Raw genomic sequence first — 17,842 nt, 5'->3', positions numbered from 1 at the left:
CAACCAGGTGTGCGGCGGCATGCCGGTGGCCCGGCGGAATACCCGGGCGAAATGAAATGGCGAGAGGTTGACCGCCGCCGCCAGCGCCTCCAGTGAAGGTGGAGCTGCCAGTTGCGCGTGCAGCAATTCCTTGGCCAGGCTCACGGCCCGGTGTTCCTTGCCAGGTTTGCCGCTATCGGGGACCGCTGCATGGCGTTGTAACAGCGACAGCATCAGCTCGCGCCAGGCGGTTTGCTGTTGCAGTGCGGTGGCAGGGCTTTCCAGCAAGCGGTGCAATTGACAGAACCCGTTCACCAGATCCTGATCGCGATACAGCGTGGCGCTGAAGGTCGGCGGGTTGTGGGTCGGCAGTTCGAGTTCGGCCAACAGCGAGAGTATCTGTCCGCTGTCGGGATAAAACGCCCGGTACAGCCAGCCATCCTCCGTGCCCTTATGGCCGGTGTGCAATTCATCGGGGTTGATCAGCACCAGCGTGCCGCTGCCCGCCAGGTGTTCGGCGCCGCGATAGCGATAACGCTGGGCGCCCGCCATGATCATGCCGATCACATAGCCGTCATGCACATGGGGCGCGAAACGATGATCGATGTAGCGTGCGGACAACAACTCGACCCCGGCCAGTGGCGGGGTTTGCCAGAAGTGGATCGACTCGCCTTGATTCGCGCCCATGCTTCAAACGCGCCCTACGGCGGCCAGCCACTCGGGGATGCGCCGTTCAAGATAGTAACCCGGTTGCCTGAGCGTGCCGTCGACGAAGCCGACATGCCCGCCCCTGGCCTGCAATTCGAATTGCGTGCAAGCGGACAATTCATCGACGTGCGGCAGGCTGTGAGGAAACACGAAGGGGTCATCGGCGGCCTGAATCATCAAGGTCGGCGTACGAATCTCGCCGAGGAAGTAGCGGCTCGAGGCGCGGCGATAATAATCCTCGGCATCGACAAAACCGTTCAGCGGTGCAGTAACCCGGCCATCGAAATCCCAGAACGTACGCATGTTTTCCAGCGAGCCAAGCGCGGCCAATGCGGCCAGGCCATCCTCGCGTCCGTCGTGCTGGAACTGGCGCTGCTTGTTCTTGATATAGGCGACCATCTCGCGCATGAAATGCGCCTGATAGACCTTTGAGAAGCCCTGGCCGATGCGGTCGGCGCACTGGTCCAGGCGGAATGGCACCGACACCGCCACGGCGCCCATCACGCCGCTGTCGCTGCCGGTTTCACCCAAATGCTTGAGCAGGACGTTACCGCCAAGGGAGTAACCCACCGCATACAGTGGCGCGAGGGGCCGTTTGGCCCGCAGGTGTCTGATGGTTTCGGCCAGGTCTTCACTGGCGCCGGAATGGTAGCTGCGCGGCAACAGATTGGGTTCGCCGGAACAGCCACGCCAGTTCAGCGCGACGCTGGCCCAGCCCCGCTCGCCCAGAGCTTTTTGCATGCCGGCCACGTAAGGCGAATTCGACGAACCGGTCAACCCGTGCAGCACCAGTACCAACGGTGCCGCGGCGCTGTGTGGCCCGTGCCAGTCGAGGTCGAGGAAATCGCCATCCTCAAGCCACAAGCGTTCACGCTCGCGTTCGATGTGCACGGTTTTTCGCCACAGCGGCCCCCACAAGGTTTGCAAGTGCGGATTGCCGATGCCGAAGGCGGGGGTGAAGGTTTTCATGGGGAATTGGGGGGCGGCTTGTAGTGAGACATTCTGTTCAATTGCAGACCGCTGCTTGCGAAATGCAGAGGAATTCATGGGGCGTGTCGTGCTCGCCGCAAGTTGCTAACTTGCCATAAACCACGAGGGTTCGCGACCGGCAAGAGAAGCCCCTGCGCAATGGTTGCACAGGGGCCGGTTTTCAGGGACTGACGGTTACACCGGGATTTCGTTACGCCGGGGTCTTTTTCTCGATGGGAAACACATGTGCCACGGTTGCGCGTTCGCGAGTGAAGTAGGCGTTGGCGGCGTGCTGAATATCCTGCGCCGTGACGCTGCGTAATTGCGCGACCTCAAGATCGATCAACTGCCATGGCTGAGCAGTTCCAACAAGATGGCCGATACACTCCGACTGTCCTTCGGGTGTGTCGTAGAACGCCTGTCGGGTAGTACTTTCTTCAATGATGGCGGGCTCGATGTCCTCCGGTGTGAACGGCACGCGCTTGAGGTCATCCAGTAATGCCCACAGATCGGCTTCGGCTTTCTGCGGATCACCCTGGAAGTAGAAAGCGAGGATGAATTGATTGTTGGCTCGACTGAGTCGAAAGGCGGTCGCAAGGATTGCAGAGCGGTTGTCATTCTCGAATGACTTCAGGCGTGTAGAAGACTCAAACAGGGAATCCAGGACTTCCAGTGCCCTGACGGATTGCGGGTCGGGGGCGTTTTCCATCCCCGGTGTGTTGAATATGACGAGCATCAGCGGGTATTCGGTTTCCAGAAATTGCGTTATCTGGCGGTAACCGGGTTCTGATGGTCCTTTTATCAAGGACCTGAAGGGAGCGACGCGCTGGTCCTCCGATCCAAAGTATCGCTCGACCAGTCGTCTTGCCTCCTCAGTCTCGACATCGCCGACAATCACGAGGCAGGCATTACCGGGGCAATACCGGCTCTGACGCCAGTTTCTGAGGTGTTCAAAGGTCAGTCGTTCAAGATTGGCGGCAATCGCGTCGCGGGGCCTGTAGTAACTGTGGCCGGTGTTTACCAGCGTGTCGATTTCCGGACTGAAACTAACTGTAGATATGAACAAGGATTTTTTCTTGTTGCGCAGAAGTTCTTCGTCCAGACGGGTGCGCAGCAATTCATCCGATAGTTCGTCCGTCATGATGGTCGACTGGATTTTGAGAGCGCTTTCCAGGTGCTCGGCGGCGATCAACAGGCAGTCGGTCAGCCGTTCAGAGTCTGAGAAGTTTTGATGAACGGCCCCAGTTTTTTTGATGAAATCGTCATAGTCAGGCAACAGTGCATTTTGTAATACATGTGTGACCCCGAAGTCTTCGGGGCGCTCGTCATCAGTTCCTACGGCAAAAACCAGTGTGATCCCGACACGAGGGGTTCTGTGATCCTCGCGCACAATGACCCTGAGACCATTCTCGAGAGTGAACTCATGGGTTGGCAGAGAAGGAAGTTCATTTGTAGGCATGTTCATCCGTTAATAGTCCATTGCGTCCATGCGAGTTATTTCGCACGCACACAATGAACTGAAAAGTGCGGAGTCGGCCATTGCCGATGTATTACGTTTTAATAAAAGCGGTTGCAGCAACAGTGTGTCCCATAGGCCTCTACAGTTATTTCTCAATACAGACTTTCAAGTTGCACTTTGCTGCCGTATTTCAGGTGTGCGACACATGGTATTGATTACGCTTTCGCTCGGACTTGGCAGCGATTGTTGATCTGTCTTCGGCCCCAGGATGACAACGCGCCATTGGTCGGCGTGGTAATGCCGGTTGAGCGCGGTTTTGATTGATGCGAGGTTCAGCTTCAAGGCTGCTTGCGTGGCGAAGTCGAGGTCCAGCGGCAGATTGTGAGCGCTGATGGCGTGCAACTGTCTCAGAATCTGCACATTGGTAGCGCTGTTCAACGGCGCGCTACCGGCCAGTTGCTGTTGGATGTCGTCGAGTTCCTGTTGGGTCGGCCCTTGGGCGAGGAAGTCGCTGAACATCGTCTTGATATGGGCCAGCACGGCATCGGCCTGCTCTGGTCGGGTCTGTAATTCAATGGTCAGCAACCCTTGTGCCTGAAGGGCTGAGAGGTCGGCTTCAACGTGGTAGGTCAGGCCTCGGCGTTCACGGAGTTCATTGCTCAGTCGGTTGGTGAAAACCCGCATGGCCATCTGCAGCGCGTCGTAGTCCGGACTGCTCCGCAGGACACTTGGCTGGGCAAGGTGCAGGTAAGCCTGGGTCGATGGTCGCTCAACGCGCAGCAGACTCGGGGCCGTTAGACTTGTCACTGGCTGGATCGCGGCAGTGGCAGGCCCCAGGGGTAAGGCCGCGGATATCTGCGCACCGATGCGCTGGGCTTCTTCCTCGGTGAGGTCACCGACCAGCGTGATCTGGGTATTGCCCGCGGCATAGGCTTCGCGATGAAAGTCTTGCGCCTGGGTGCGGGTGATGGAGGCAAGCCCGGCCCGGGTTCCGTAGAGGGACTGAGAATAACCGTGGTCAGGAAACAACTGGCCGAGATTGGCTTCTCGGGCTTGAGCGGCATGGGACTGGTCATCACGGTCTAGAAAGTACTGCAATTGGGATTTCACCGCAGGCAGGGACTCTTGCGGCAACAGCGGCTTGCCGAGTACTTGGGCAAACAGTTCCAGGGCTGGAGTGCGCCGGGCTTCGTCACTCAGGCTGCGCAAGGAAAAATGGGTCCGATCCTGGCTGATCTCCATACCCATCCGTGCGCCCAAGTCATCGAGCGTCGCCTGTATGGCATTGACGTCTTTACCGGCCACGCCTTCATTCAAAAGGCTGAGGGTCACCGCTGCCAGGCCGGGTTGATGCGGTGTGTGGGCGCTGCCAGCGGCAAAGCTCACAAGGATGTCAAACATCGGCAAGCCAGGCGTGCGGATGAACAGGATCTTCGTTCCGCTGAGAGTTTTGTAACCCTTGATCGACAGCGTGCGGTGGATCGCCGGAGTCTGTGGCTCATTGAGCGATTGCAGCACTGGTTTCTGGGGCGCCGTAGTTGCAGCGGCAGGGGCCTGTGCACTCAGCAGCATGCCAGCCAGGATCAATCCATTGATGAAGCCTTTGAGCTTATCCATTGTTTTTCTCCGGCAAGATTTTCGCGGTGCTCAGGCGTTCACGTGTCAGGTACGTCTTTGCGACCTCTTGAATCTCCAGGGGCGTAACCTTGTTCAACTCAGCCGTATCCTGATCGGCCAGCCGCCAGTCCAGCCCGATGGTTTCCAGCAGGCCCAAGGTGTAGGCCTGCCCTTCCAGATCATCTTGTGCATAAACCGTGTTAGCGATCAGGAGGTTTCGCGCGCGCTCCAGTTCTGCCGGTTCCGGTGCCTTGCTCTTCAGTGAATCGATCACTTGCCATAGACGGGCGAGGGCTTCGTCAGCGTCATTGAGCTTGTCCGGGTTGAGCTGTGTGCTGATCGTCAGCAACGAATCGCCGCGATTGAAGGCGTCGTACCCTGAGTGGGCCTCAGTGAATATCGCCTCGCTCAGTTGCAGTTGCTGTTTGATCCGCGCGCTGTTGGACCCGGCCAGTAACGCATTGAGCAGGCGCAAGGCATGAACGCTCCGTCGATTTTGTGCCGTGGTCAGGCTGGGCGTGTTGAAACTCATGATGAGGCGCGGGGACGATATCGGTGCATGCAGGGTCAGTGAGCGCTCACCGGCAGCGGCCAACTCAACGGGTGTTGGGGCCACGGGTGTCGCACGTCGCTCAAGGTGGCCGAAGTGCTGCTGTGCCAGGGCCTTGATCCGCTCAGGCGCAACATCGCCAACGACCACCAGCGTCGCATTGCCCGGCGAATACCAGGCCTGATACCACTGTTGCAATTGAATGGCATTCATTCGTTGCAGGTCGTGCATCCAGCCAATTGTCGGGGTGCGGTTGCCGCTGGCCGGGTAGGCGATGCTGTTCAGTCGTTCGTGAGCCGACGCGGTGATTTCATCATCAACACGCATCCGACGCTCTTCCTGAATGACCTTGAGCTCCGGTGTGAAGTCCTGTGCATCCAGCTCGGCCGTACTCATCAGGTCGGCCAGTATTTCGAAAGCGACGCCTGTCCGGGCGGAAGGCAGTGTCTGGTAAAAGACCGTGAAGTCAGTGCCGGTAAATGCGTTTTGGCTGGCGCCCAGTTTTTCCAGTATCGCCGCGAACTCTCCGGCGCAGGCCTTGCTGCTGCCTTTGAAGACCATATGTTCGAGGGCGTGGGACAGGCCCGACTGGCCGGGCGGTTCGTAGCTTGAGCCGACCTTGATCCAGAGTTGGGCGGTGACGATGGGGGAGCGGTGGTCCTCGCGCACGACAACCTTGAGGCCGTTATCCAGTAAGAAATCTTGTGTTGCAGGGGGTGTTGCCGCGGCAGCCATGAGTGGCAACCAGGCGATAAAGGACAGCACCAGCGTGCTGCAGGAGATGTTCATCCGTGTACATCCTCAGTGGTTTGCAGGTAGTTGCGCAAACCACTGTGGATCATCCGGATAGGTGTCAGGCGGTAACTATGTAGTGCACTCCACAATCGACTCGGGAGTCGTCATCTCGCCGGAGTATCAGGCGCTTCGTTGCCACAACGAGTAGTAGACGCGCCCGGATTTCTGCTCCCGGTGCAGGCGCCAGTTCTCCGGCAGGCCCAGGGTCGACGGCGCGGACTCGCTTTCGGTGTACACCCAGGCATCTTCGGCCAGCCATTGGCGCTCTTCGAGCAACTTGCAAACGGCGGGCAGCAGGTTCTGGTTGAACGGCGGATCGAGGAATACCAGGTCGTAGGCCGTTGCGGTCTGGGTTTCCAGGTAGCGCAGGGCGTCGGCGGTCTGGACCTGGCCGTTGGTGCACCGCAGGGTGCCCAGGTGCTCCTTCAGGCTGGACACCGCGATGCTGCTGGCGTCCAGCGCCTGGCCCATGGCCGCGCCACGGGACAGGGCTTCGAGGAACAGCGCGCCGCTGCCGGTAAACGGGTCGAGCACCTTGGCGCCCGGCACGTACGGCGCGAGCCAGTTGAACAGGGTTTCACGCACGCGGTCCGGCGTCGGGCGCAGGCCCGGGGCGTCGGGGAAGCTCAGTTTCCGGCTACGCCACTCGCCGCCGATGATGCGCAGCTGGTTGACGCCGTTATGGACATTGCGTGCAGGTTTTTTTGGACTGGCCATTAATGCTCCGGAACCCCGAGCGGCTGCTCGGAAGGTTTATCAGTAGGGGCCGGTAACGGCTTTTGCGGCACGGTTGGGCCAGCGCTGACGATGACCATTTTGTCCGTGCTCAGGTGTTTGTTCATGGCGGCCTTGACCTGTTCGACGGTCAGGGCCTGGGATTGCTGCATGAAATCTTCCAGGTGGCTCAATGGCAGGTTATAGAAGCCAATGGCACCCAGTTGCCCGACGATGTCGGCGTTGCTGGCGGTGGACAGCGGGAAGCTGCCGGCCAGTTCACGCTTGGCGTCGTCGAGTTCTTTTTCGGTCGGGCCGGTTTTAAGGTAGTCGGCGAGCACTTCCTGCACCAGTTTCAGGGTGCCTTCACTCATTTCGGCGCGGGTTTGCAGGTTGATCATGAACGGACCGCGTACCTGCATCGGGGTGAAGCCCGAATATACGCCATACGTCAGGCCGCGTTTCTCACGCACTTCGCTCATCAACCGGGTGCCGAAGCCGCCACCGCCGAGGATCTGGTTACCCATGGACAACGCTGCGTAGTCCGGATCGTCACGGTCGATGCCCAGTTGCGCGAGCATCAGGTTGGTCTGCTTGGACGGGAACTCGATGTGGCCGATGCTGGCCTTGGGCTCGACGGGTTGCGCGATTTTCGGCAGAGCCGGGCCTTTGGGCAGGGCGCTGGAAACCTGTGCGGCAATCGCCTCGGCTTCTGCGCGGGACAGGTCACCGACCAGCGCGATCACCACGTTACCCGCTGTGTAGGCTTTCTCGTGGAACGCCCGAAGCTGCGCCAGGGTAATCGCCGGTACGGTTGTCGCCGTGCCGTCGCTGGAATGGGCGTACGGGTGGTCGCCGTACACGCGATTCATCAGTTCCAGGCTGGCCAGTTTGCCGGGGTTCTGCTTCTGGTACTCGAACCCGGCGAGCAGCTGGTTCTTGATGCGCGCAAACGAATCGGCAGGGAAGGTCGGCTTGCCGACGACTTCGGTGAACAGCTTCAGGGCCGGCTCGCGTTTGTCATTGGCACTGAGGCTACGAAGCGAGGCAATCGCCATGTCTTTATAGGCGCCATTACCGAAGTCGGCCCCCAGGCCTTCGAAGCCTTGGGCGATGGCGCCGACATCTTTCCCTGCCACGCCTTCGTTGAGCATGGCGTTGGTCAGTTGCGCCAAGCCTGGTACGTCGCCGTCCTGGCTGCTGCCGGCGGCAAAGATCAGGCGCATGTCGAACATCGGCAGCTCACGGGCTTCGACGAACAGGACTTTTGCGCCTTCGGTGGTGCTCCAGGTTTGTACGTCGAGTTTGCGGTGGCTCGGCGCCTTGTCGTTGAGTTCGGTCAGCGATTGCAGCTTCTGGCTGGCCTTGGCTTTGTCGAGGGCTTCGCTGGCGCTGGTTTCGCCGGAGCGCGACAGGTAGAACGCGGCGGAGCCGATAACGGCGACGGCGATCAGGCCGATCAGGGCCAGACGGGATTTTTTACGCTCACTCATGAGTCGTCTCCAGTGGCAGTACATGGGCGACGCTGAGACGTTCGCGGGTGAAATACAGCTTGGCGGCGTTCTGGATGTCTTGCGGTGTCACGCTTTCCAGATCGGCCAGTTCGGTGTCCATCAATTTCCATGACAGGCCGACGGTTTCCAGTTGGCCGATGGCGGTGGCCTGGCTGGTGATCGAGTCGCGCTCGTAGACCAGGCCGGCGATGACTTGCGCACGCACGCGCTCCAGCTCTTCAGCGGATGGCGCGGTGGTTTTCAGCTGTTCGAGCAGCTTCCACAAGCCGGCCTCGGCCTGGGCGATGGTCTTGTGTTTCTGGCTGTTGGGTGTGGCCGACAAAGTGAACAAGCTGTCGCCGCGGGTATAGGCGTCGTAACTCGACGAACCGCCGGACACCAGTTCCTCGCCCCGTTCCAGTTGCGCCGGGATGCGTCCGCTATAGCCGCCGTCGAGCAGCGCCGAAATCAGTCGCAGGGCATTGACCGGGCGCTTGTCTTCGGCGGTGGCAATGCCCGGCACGTTGAAGGCCAGCATCAGGCTTGGCAGTTGGGTCTGCACATGCAGGGTGATCTGGCGTTCGCCGGGCTCGGCCAGCTCCAAAGGTTTTTTCGCGGCCGGCACATCGCGCCTGGCGATCGGACCGAAATAACGCTGGGCCAGGGTTTTGACTTCGTCAGGCGTCACGTCGCCGACCACCACCAGCGTGGCGTTGTTCGGCACGTACCAGGTCTGGTACCAGTGGCGCAGTTCTTCGACTTTCATCCGCTCAAGGTCAGCCATCCAGCCGATGGTCGGCGTGTGATAGCCGCTGGCCGGGTAGGCCATGGCCTTGAAGCGCTCATAGGCTTTGGACATCGGCTTGTCGTCGGTGCGCAGGCGACGTTCTTCCTTGATGACTTCGATTTCCTTGGCGAACTCGTCGGCCGGCAGGCGCAGGCTGGCCATGCGGTCGGCTTCCAGTTCGAAGGCTACGCCCAGGCGATCCCGGGCCAGTACCTGGTAGTACGCGGTGAAGTCGTCGCTGGTGAATGCGTTCTCTTCGGCGCCGAGGTCACGCAGGATCAACGAGGCTTCGCCGGGGCCGACTTTCTCGCTGCCCTTGAACATCATGTGTTCCAGGGCATGGGACAGGCCGGTATTACCCGGCGTCTCGTAGCTGGAGCCAACCTTGTACCAGACCTGGGAAACCACCACGGGTGCGCGGTGGTCCTCACGCACGACCACCTTCAGGCCGTTGTCGAGGGTGAATTCGTGGGTGGGTTGCGGGTCGGCAGCCAGGGCTGAAAGGGGCAGGCAAACTGTGCTGAGCAGCAGGCCTGCAGCGCGGCGGGCTAGAGCATTCATTCGTTTTTAAACCTTTGGGGCTGCCCGCTTGGTCTTAGCGTCAGCGGGCGAGAGGGTGCTAGGATACTGATCCGTTTTAGCGGCGGCCACGCCTATCAGGCACGCATGTTTGATCAGGTTGTATGGGTTTGCGACGGAATGTGGATATTTATCAGCTAAACTCCGCTTTTTCGCCGATTTTGCCGCATCTGTCCCGTGTGAAATCGTTTCCTTGAGGTGGTGTTGTCCATCTCGACAAAATGTTGCGCGTGAACAAGCTGCGTCAATCGCAGTCTGTTCTGCATCGAATTTTTATTTGCCGAGGCGCCATTGGCGCGTCGCTACCGTGAGATAGCCGTCCTCCATGTTTGGTTCCAACGACGACAAGAAGACCCCAGCTACGGCTGGCGAGAAGAAAAGCCTGTTCGGATGGCTGCGCAAAAAGCCGCAGGAAGCCGTCGTCGAACAGCCACCAACCATTCCTGAACCCGCGCCGGCCCCGGCCCCGGTAATAGAGGTGCCCGCACCGGTTGTCCTGCCGATTGCCGAGCCGGTGCTGCAATCGCAGGCCTCGCCTGTCAGCGAGATCATCGAACAGCCGCTGGCCACTGCTGCCGAACCGTGGCTGACTTTGCCGGTGGCGGAAGAGCCGGTGGCGTTGGTCGAAAATGACCTGGCTCCCCACGTGACGCCACCGATTCCGGCACCGACTGCTTTTGCGCCTGCACCGGTTGAAGCGCCTGTGGTCGAACCGGTCGTTGCACCCGTCGTTATGGCTGAGCCCGAGCCGGTTGTGATCGAGCCAGTAGCGCCGATTGCTCCAGTTGCTCCAGTTGTCCAAGCGTCTGCGCCTGCGCCTGCACCTGCACCTGTGCCTGCACCTGCACCTGTGCCAGTAGTTGCACCGGTCATCGCTCCCGTCGAAACCCCGGTCGAACCTGTACGTACTGAAGAAACCAAGGCCGGTTTCTTTGCCCGCCTCAAACAAGGGCTGTCCAAGACCAGCGCCAGTATTGGCGAAGGCATGGCCAGCCTGTTCCTGGGCAAGAAGGCCATTGATGACGAGCTGCTCGAAGACCTCGAGACTCGCCTGCTGACCGCCGACGTTGGTGTCGAAGCCACGTCTGTGATCATTCAGCGTTTGACGCAGAAGGTCGCGCGCAAAGAGCTGGCCGACTCCGATGCCCTGTACAAATCCCTGCAAGCCGAGCTGGCTGCGATGCTCAAGCCTGTCGAGCAGCCGCTGAAGATCACCTCGCAGAACAAGCCGTTCGTGATTCTGGTGGTCGGCGTCAATGGCGCGGGTAAAACCACCACCATCGGCAAGCTGGCCAAGAAGCTGCAGCTGGAAGGCAAGAAGGTCATGCTGGCTGCCGGCGACACCTTCCGCGCCGCGGCGGTCGAGCAATTGCAGGTATGGGGTGAGCGCAACAAGATCCCGGTGATCGCCCAGCACACCGGTGCCGACTCGGCCTCGGTGATCTTCGACGCCGTGCAGGCCGCCAAGGCCCGTGGCATCGATGTGTTGATCGCCGACACCGCCGGTCGCCTGCACACCAAAGACAACCTGATGGAAGAGTTGAAAAAGGTTCGCCGGGTGATCGGCAAGCTCGACGCCGACGCGCCGCACGAAGTGTTGCTGGTGCTCGATGCCGGTACCGGTCAGAACGCCATCAACCAGGCCAAGCAATTCAACCAGACCGTCGAACTGACCGGCCTGGCTTTGACTAAACTCGACGGCACCGCCAAGGGCGGGGTGATTTTCGCCCTGGCCAAGCAGTTCGGTCTGCCGATCCGCTACATTGGTGTCGGTGAAGGCATCGATGATTTGCGTACCTTTGAAGCCGAACCCTTTGTCCAGGCATTGTTTGCCGAGCGGGAGCGTTCATGATTCGTTTCGAACAGGTCGGTAAACGCTACCCGAACGGTCACGTCGGCTTGCATGAGCTGAGCTTTCGAGTCCGTCGTGGCGAGTTTCTGTTTGTCACCGGCCATTCCGGCGCCGGTAAATCCACGCTATTGCGCCTGTTGCTGGCCATGGAGCGCCCGACCAGCGGCAAGTTGCTGCTCGCCGGGCAAGACCTGAGCACTATCAGCAACGCGCAGATTCCTTTCTTGCGTCGGCAGATCGGCGTGGTGTTCCAGAATCACCAGTTGCTGTTCGATCGTACGGTGTTCAATAACGTCGCGTTGCCTTTGCAGATCCTGGGTCTGTCCAAGGCCGAGATCGCCAAGCGCGTGGACTCGGCACTGGAGCGCGTGGCGCTGTCGGATAAAACCGATCTGTACCCGGGTGACCTGTCCACCGGTCAGCAGCAGCGCGTCGGCATCGCCCGCGCCATCGTCCATCGCCCGGCCTTGCTGTTGGCGGACGAACCGACCGGTAACCTCGACCCGCGCCTGGCGGCGGAAATCATGGGTGTGTTCGAGGATATCAATCGTCTGGGCACCAGCGTGCTGATCGCCAGCCACGACCTGGCCCTGATCGCCCGCATGCGCCACCGCATGCTGACCTTGCAGCGCGGTCGATTGATCGGCGACGGGGAGGCCGCAGTATGAGTGCGACACGCAGTCCAAAGGTTTCCGAGCGCGTGGCCCCCAAGGCCGCGGATCCGCAACCGACCAAGAAAAAACACGACGATGATGACGGTCCGGACTTCGCCACGTTGTTCCGCGCCTGGATCGAAAGCCATCGCGCCAGCCTGGTGGACAGTTTGCGCCGCCTGGGCAAGCAACCCATTGGCAGTTTTTTCACCTGCATGGTGATGGCGGTGGCCCTGAGTTTGCCCATGGGCCTGTCACTTTTGCTAAGTAACGTCGAGCGTCTTGGCGGGTCCTGGCAGCGCGCGGCGCAAATTTCCCTGTATCTGGACCTTGAGGCCAAACCGGCTGAAGGCGAATCGCTGCGCGATCAGATCAAGGGCATGCCTGGCGTGGCCGATGCCGAATATGTTGGCCGGGAGCAGGCCCTGGAAGAGTTCCAGCAACAGTCCGGTCTGGGCGAGGCGCTCAAGGAATTGCCGGAGAACCCGCTGCCGGGCGTGGTCCTGGTGACGCCGAACGAAGTCGACAAGCCGGCCCTTGAAGCATTAAGACAAAAACTATCCGAGCTGCCGAAGGTACAGCAGGCGCAACTTGATTTAGTCTGGGTCGAGCGTCTGGCAGCCATCCTCAAGCTGGGTGACCGGTTTGTCTTCGGTCTGACTGTGCTTCTGGTTTCTGCATTACTTTTGGTGATAGGCAATACCATTCGTCTTCATATTGAAAACCGCCGCACAGAGATAGAAGTGATTAAACTGGTCGGCGGCACTGACAGCTATGTACGCAGGCCCTTTCTATATATGGGCGCGCTGTATGGCTTCGGTGCGGGGATTCTGTCCTGGGGCGTACTGGCGTTCGGCCTTGACTGGCTGAACGACGCGGTGGTTGGGCTGGCCGGTTTGTACGGCAGTGATTTTGCGCTGGCTGGAGTGCCAGTTGCCGACGGTCTGTCTCTCTTGCTTGGCGCGGTGCTGTTGGGGTATATCGGTGCATGGATTGCAGTCGCACGCCACCTGAGGGAGCTTGCGCCTAAGTAGTATCACTTTGCTCGTATTGACCTTTCAGCGTTTTTGGGAACTTGTCTTTTGGTTTCCGGTCAATTTTCGCAGTGCTGAACTGCACGAGTTTGTAAGTCGGAGGTTTTTTCGTATGACCAATTCTTTGCAACCTGCATATGCTCTGGTCCCGGGTGCGAACCTGGAGGCCTATGTGCACACCGTCAACAGCATTCCATTGCTGTCGCCGGAGCAGGAGCGTGAACTGGCCGAGAGTCTCTATTATGAGCAGGATTTGGGGGCGGCTCGGCAGATGGTGCTCGCCCACCTGCGTTTTGTCGTACATATCGCCCGTAGCTATTCCGGCTACGGCCTGGCTCAGGCTGACCTGATCCAGGAAGGCAACGTCGGCCTGATGAAGGCCGTGAAACGCTTCAACCCGGAAATGGGCGTGCGCCTGGTGTCCTTTGCCGTGCACTGGATCAAGGCGGAAATCCACGAGTTCATCCTGCGCAACTGGCGCATCGTGAAAGTCGCGACCACCAAGGCCCAGCGCAAGTTGTTCTTCAACCTGCGCAGCCAGAAGAAACGCCTGGCCTGGTTGAACAACGAGGAAGTCCATCGCGTGGCAGAAAGCCTGGGTGTAGAGCCCCGGGAAGTGCGCGAAATGGAAAGCCGCCTGACGGGCCATGACATGGCGTTCGACCCGGCTGCCGAAGCGGACGACGACAGTGCTTTCCAGTCGCCGGCCAATTATCTGGAAGACCACCGGTACGACCCGGCCCGTCAACTGGAAGACGCCGACTGGAGCGACAACTCCAACCACAACCTGCACGAAGCACTGGAAGTGCTGGACGACCGCAGCCGTGACATCCTCTACCAGCGCTGGCTGGCGGAAGAAAAAGCCACGCTGCACGACCTGGCGCAGAAGTACAACGTGTCGGCCGAGCGTATTCGCCAACTCGAGAAGAGTGCGATGAACAAGCTCAAGTTGTCGATCGCGGCGTAACCGGCGACCCGGCAATAAAAAACGCCCCGATCATTGATCGGGGCGTTTTTGTTTGTGCCGATGATCCCTGGTACACCACAGAGCAAATGTGGGAGCGGGCTTGCTCGCGAAGGCGTTCTGTCAGTCGACATTTATGATATCTGACACACCGCTTTCGCGAGCAAGCCCGCTCCCACAGGGGATCTTCAGTGTTATTCGGCCCAAGGCGCCCGGCGCGAGTCGTTCAGCCCGACCAGATAGCTGTCCCCGCCCAACTGACTCATCTGCTGCCTGATCCAGCCAGCCCGACGTGAAACGTAGGTGGTCGGATGGCTCGCACTCCAAACCCGCGGGTTGGGCAGTACGGCGGCGAGCAGGCTCGACTGCTGGCGGCTGAGGCCTTTGGCGCTCACGCCAAAGTGATGCCGGGCCGCCGCTTCGGCGCCAAACACGCCGTCATCCCACTCGACACTGTTGAGGTACACCTCAAGAATCCGCTGCTTGGGCCAGAGCACTTCGATCAGTCCGGTGAACCAGGCTTCCAGGCCTTTGCGCAGCCAGCTGCGGCCAGACCACAGGAACAGGTTTTTCGAGACTTGCTGGCTCAGGGTGCTGGCGCCACGGATCGAACCGCCGCGCTCGTTATGGGCAAACGCCGCCTGAATCGCGCCGATATCGAAGCCCCAGTGCTCGGAGAACTTCTGGTCTTCCCCGGCAATCACCGCAACTTTCAGGTCATCGGAGATCTCGTCCCAGGGTTTCCAGGTGCGTTGCAGGTCAATGGGTTCGCCGTCGAACCAGGATTCGATCTTGCGCTCGACCATCAGCGCCGTCCCCGGTGGCGGCACCACGCGAAAGATCAGCACCAACAATACGCTGCCACTCATGAACCAGAGCACGGCCTTGGTGAAACGACGAAAATAGATACGCAGCATAGAGATGGCTTGGCCGAACCCGTTGAGCGGGCCATTATACAGACCCTTTAGATCGAAACTGACTGGAGTTCTGCATGCTGCGTGGCTTTCTGATGCTGGCCGCTTTTTTCGGCTTCACCGGTGTCGGTCTCGGGGCCTTTGCCGCCCACGGCCTGAAAAGCCGCCTGAGCGCCGAGTACCTGGCGATCTTCCATACCGGCGTCACCTATCAACTGGTGCATGCCCTGGCGCTGCTCGGTGTCGCAGCGCTGGCCACGCAAATTCCCGGTCGACTCGCCACTTGGGCCTGCGTATCGTTTGCCATCGGTATCCTGCTGTTCTCCGGTAGCCTGTATGTGTTGACGCTGACGGGCATCAGCAAGCTCGGCATCATCACCCCGTTCGGTGGCCTGGCGTTTCTGGTGGGCTGGTTTTGCCTGGGCCTGGCCGCCTGGCGTTTGTAACCTACCGCTTGACGCTTGTTGCTGACCTTTAGGTCCTGATCAAGCTAGAATGCCTGCCCCAAAAAATGATGGCGGCATCCGGCATGCGCATTCAGTTGAACGGCGAATCCTTTGAACTGCCCGACGGTGAAACCGTTGCGGCCCTGCTGACCCGTCTGGACCTGACCGGACGCCGGGTGGCGGTCGAACTCAATCTGGATATCGTCCCGCGCAGTCAGCATGCAGACACCACGTTGAACGACGGCGACAACGTCGAAGTGGTGCACGCCATCGGTGGCGGCTAGTCGTCTCGGCCGAGTGGTCACAGAATTCTGCAAGTACCTCACCCCTACAGAGGATTTCCCATGAGCATCGTTCGCAGCGACAAGCCTTTCGTCCTGGCCGGTCGTACTTACCAGTCGCGTTTGCTGGTCGGTACCGGCAAGTACCGTGACATGGAAGAAACCCGCCTGGCCATCGAAGCCTCGGGTGCCGAGATCGTCACTTTCGCCGTGCGCCGCACCAACCTCGGTCAGATCGAGGGCGAGCCGAACCTGCTCGAAGTGCTGTCGCCGGATCGCTACACCTTCCTGCCGAACACCGCCGGTTGCTACGACGCCATCGAAGCCGTGCGCACCTGCCGCCTGGCCCGTGAGCTGCTCGACGGCCACAACCTGGTGAAGCTGGAAGTGCTGGCCGACCAGAAAACCCTGTTCCCCAACGTGATCGAAACCCTCAAGGCCGCCGAAACGCTGGTCAAGGAAGGCTTCGACGTGATGGTCTACACCAGCGATGACCCGATCATCGCCCGGCAACTGGCGGAAATCGGCTGCATCGCGGTGATGCCGCTGGCCGGTCTGATCGGCTCCGGCCTGGGGATCTGCAACCCGTACAACCTGCAGATCATCCTCGAAGAAGCCAAAATTCCGGTGCTGGTGGATGCCGGTGTCGGTACCGCTTCCGACGCCACCATCGCCATGGAACTGGGTTGTGATGCCGTGCTGATGAACTCGGCCATCGCCCACGCCCAGCAGCCGGTCATGATGGCTGAAGCCATGAAACATGCGATCGTCGCGGGCCGCCTGGCTTACCTCGCCGGCCGTATGCCGAAAAAACTCTATGCCAGCGCCTCTTCGCCGCTGGATGGTCTGATCAAGTAAGAGCCATTGATGACTGAATCGAACGACACGCCTATCCAGACGGAAGAAGGCGACGAGCGCCAACACCGCCGCATCAAGAGTTTCGTGATGCGTGCCGGGCGCATGACCGAAGGCCAGCAACGCGGCCTGGAGCAGGGCGCGCCGCTGTACGTGCTGCCGCTGGCCGATGCGCCGGTGGACTTCGACCAGGTGTTCGGTCGCTCGGCACCGCGCTCGCTGGAAATCGGTTTCGGCATGGGCCATTCGTTGCTGGAAATGGCAGCGGCTGCGCCGGACCAGGATTTCATCGGCGTCGAGGTTCACCGTCCGGGTGTCGGGGCGCTGCTCAATGGCGTGCTGACCCAGGGTTTGACCAACCTGCGGGTCTACGATTGCGATGCCATCGAAGTGCTCAACCGCTGCGTGGCCGATAACAGCCTCGATCGCCTGATGCTGTTTTTCCCGGACCCGTGGCACAAGAGCCGTCATCACAAGCGTCGCATCGTTCAGGCGTCCTTCGCCGAGCTGGTACGCAGCAAGTTGAAGGTCGGCGGCATTCTGCACATGGCCACCGACTGGGAACCGTACGCCGAATACATGCTGGAAGTGATGAACGTTGCGCCGGGTTACCGCAACCTCGCCGAAGACGGCAAATGCGTACCGCGCCCGGCCGAACGGCCGATCACCAAGTTCGAACGCCGTGGCGAACGTCTTGGGCATGGTGTGTGGGATTTGAAGTTCGAGAAGCAGTCTTAAGACTTACACAGTAAACAATGTGGGAGCGGGCTTGCTCGCGAAGGCGTCGTGTCAGTCGACATTAATGTTGTCTGATACACCGCTTTCGCGAGCAAGCCCGCTCCCACAGTTGTTTTGTGTATGGCTCGGGATTAGCGGCGGTCGGCGACTACGCCAATCAACACCAACACCACCAACAACACCGGCGCCAAGCTGTAGTTGTTGAACTGGCTCAAGCCGCGTACGACCCATGGCGTGGCGTAGATCAGTGCCGCGCCGCTGCCGATCATGCACAGCAGGGACATCAGCGGCACGCGCAAGGCGCCGGCGATGCTGCCCAGACGCTGCTCGACCCAGCCTTTGAAATCCGCACCAAACAGCACCAGCAGGCAGCCCACCAGGGCCAGGGCTATTTCCGAGAGGTTGCTGCGGCTCCAGCGAGACACGGTGGCAAGCAGGTCGAGTACCAAATCCAT

The 17,842-nt window shown here is 60.1% G+C and carries 18 protein-coding genes; 8 read left to right on the top strand and 10 right to left on the bottom strand.

The window, feature by feature from the left end; translation table 11 throughout:
* From PMI28_RS12265 to PMI28_RS12300, 8 genes are all read right to left on the bottom strand, one after another.
* The coding region (locus PMI28_RS12265) for an AraC family transcriptional regulator (RefSeq protein WP_007987853.1) at nucleotides 1-666 on the bottom strand (666 nt) is incomplete at its 3' end.
* Between the two features lie 3 nt (nucleotides 667-669).
* Nucleotides 670-1,656, bottom strand: a complete 987-nt coding sequence (locus tag PMI28_RS12270; protein ID WP_007987851.1) for a hydrolase — start codon at nucleotides 1,654-1,656, stop codon at nucleotides 670-672.
* Between the two features lie 211 nt (nucleotides 1,657-1,867).
* The gene (locus PMI28_RS12275) at nucleotides 1,868-3,121 is read right to left on the bottom strand and encodes a M16 family metallopeptidase (protein ID WP_007987849.1); all 1,254 of its coding nucleotides are present in this window, start codon (nucleotides 3,119-3,121) and stop codon (nucleotides 1,868-1,870) included.
* Nucleotides 3,122-3,280: 159 nt separating this feature from the next.
* Complete coding sequence (locus tag PMI28_RS12280) at nucleotides 3,281-4,732, bottom strand: M16 family metallopeptidase (protein WP_007987847.1); 1,452 nt, start codon at nucleotides 4,730-4,732, stop codon at nucleotides 3,281-3,283.
* A complete protein-coding gene (locus tag PMI28_RS12285) occupies nucleotides 4,725-6,071 on the bottom strand; it encodes a M16 family metallopeptidase (RefSeq protein ID WP_007987845.1) in 1,347 nt (448 codons plus the stop codon). The genes PMI28_RS12280 and PMI28_RS12285 overlap by 8 nt, the downstream gene beginning before the upstream one ends.
* A gap of 126 nt (nucleotides 6,072-6,197) precedes the next feature.
* A complete protein-coding gene (gene rsmD, locus PMI28_RS12290) occupies nucleotides 6,198-6,794 on the bottom strand; it encodes a 16S rRNA (guanine(966)-N(2))-methyltransferase RsmD (RefSeq protein ID WP_007987844.1) in 597 nt (198 codons plus the stop codon).
* The gene (locus tag PMI28_RS12295; RefSeq protein ID WP_007987841.1) at nucleotides 6,794-8,284 is read right to left on the bottom strand and encodes a M16 family metallopeptidase; all 1,491 of its coding nucleotides are present in this window, start codon (nucleotides 8,282-8,284) and stop codon (nucleotides 6,794-6,796) included. The genes rsmD and PMI28_RS12295 overlap by 1 nt, the downstream gene beginning before the upstream one ends.
* Nucleotides 8,277-9,632: a M16 family metallopeptidase gene (locus PMI28_RS12300; RefSeq protein WP_007987839.1), complete on the bottom strand. Its 1,356-nt coding sequence runs from the start codon at nucleotides 9,630-9,632 to the stop codon at nucleotides 8,277-8,279. Before PMI28_RS12300 ends, PMI28_RS12295 begins: the two co-directional genes overlap by 8 nt.
* Nucleotides 9,633-9,975: 343 nt before the next feature.
* Between PMI28_RS12300 and ftsY the strand changes: the two genes are divergently transcribed.
* From ftsY to rpoH, 4 genes are all read left to right on the top strand, one after another.
* On the top strand, nucleotides 9,976-11,502 hold the full coding sequence (gene ftsY / locus PMI28_RS12305) for a signal recognition particle-docking protein FtsY (RefSeq protein ID WP_007987837.1): 1,527 nt from the start codon (nucleotides 9,976-9,978) through the stop codon (nucleotides 11,500-11,502).
* Complete coding sequence (gene ftsE / locus PMI28_RS12310; RefSeq protein WP_007975383.1) at nucleotides 11,499-12,170, top strand: cell division ATP-binding protein FtsE; 672 nt, start codon at nucleotides 11,499-11,501, stop codon at nucleotides 12,168-12,170. The genes ftsY and ftsE overlap by 4 nt, the downstream gene beginning before the upstream one ends.
* Nucleotides 12,167-13,189, top strand: coding sequence for a permease-like cell division protein FtsX (gene ftsX, locus PMI28_RS12315; protein ID WP_007987835.1), 1,023 nt, complete (start codon nucleotides 12,167-12,169; stop codon nucleotides 13,187-13,189). The genes ftsE and ftsX overlap by 4 nt, the downstream gene beginning before the upstream one ends.
* Nucleotides 13,190-13,301: 112 nt before the next feature.
* Complete coding sequence (rpoH, locus tag PMI28_RS12320; protein ID WP_007975386.1) at nucleotides 13,302-14,156, top strand: RNA polymerase sigma factor RpoH; 855 nt, start codon at nucleotides 13,302-13,304, stop codon at nucleotides 14,154-14,156.
* Nucleotides 14,157-14,347: 191 nt separating this feature from the next.
* Here rpoH and mtgA read toward each other — a convergent pair whose 3' ends face one another.
* Nucleotides 14,348-15,070, bottom strand: a complete 723-nt coding sequence (gene mtgA / locus PMI28_RS12325) for a monofunctional biosynthetic peptidoglycan transglycosylase (protein WP_007987833.1) — start codon at nucleotides 15,068-15,070, stop codon at nucleotides 14,348-14,350.
* 74 nt (nucleotides 15,071-15,144) lie between these two features.
* On the opposite strand from mtgA, the gene PMI28_RS12330 reads away from it, so the two are divergent.
* The 4 genes from PMI28_RS12330 (at nucleotide 15,145) to trmB (ending at nucleotide 17,387) form a co-directional block, all read left to right on the top strand.
* Nucleotides 15,145-15,513: a DUF423 domain-containing protein gene (locus tag PMI28_RS12330; protein ID WP_007987831.1), complete on the top strand. Its 369-nt coding sequence runs from the start codon at nucleotides 15,145-15,147 to the stop codon at nucleotides 15,511-15,513.
* A gap of 83 nt (nucleotides 15,514-15,596) precedes the next feature.
* Nucleotides 15,597-15,797 carry a sulfur carrier protein ThiS gene (thiS, locus tag PMI28_RS12335; RefSeq protein ID WP_007953386.1) on the top strand — a complete coding sequence of 67 codons (201 nt, stop codon included), beginning with the start codon at nucleotides 15,597-15,599 and terminating at the stop codon, nucleotides 15,795-15,797.
* Nucleotides 15,798-15,857: 60 nt separating this feature from the next.
* Nucleotides 15,858-16,652: a thiazole synthase gene (locus PMI28_RS12340; protein ID WP_007975390.1), complete on the top strand. Its 795-nt coding sequence runs from the start codon at nucleotides 15,858-15,860 to the stop codon at nucleotides 16,650-16,652.
* Nucleotides 16,653-16,661: 9 nt separating this feature from the next.
* Entirely contained in the window at nucleotides 16,662-17,387 is a 726-nt protein-coding gene (trmB, locus tag PMI28_RS12345; protein ID WP_007987828.1) for a tRNA (guanosine(46)-N7)-methyltransferase TrmB, read from the top strand.
* A gap of 131 nt (nucleotides 17,388-17,518) precedes the next feature.
* On the opposite strand, the gene PMI28_RS12350 is transcribed toward trmB, so the two are convergent.
* Complete coding sequence (locus PMI28_RS12350) at nucleotides 17,519-17,842, bottom strand: DUF3392 domain-containing protein (RefSeq protein ID WP_007987827.1); 324 nt, start codon at nucleotides 17,840-17,842, stop codon at nucleotides 17,519-17,521.

Origin of the sequence: Pseudomonas sp. GM48, from assembly GCF_000282335.1 — a bacterium.
Lineage (GTDB): Bacteria > Pseudomonadota > Gammaproteobacteria > Pseudomonadales > Pseudomonadaceae > Aquipseudomonas.
The sequence above is the reverse complement of the archived record's forward strand: the minus strand, read 5'-3'. Positions and strand labels throughout refer to the sequence as shown.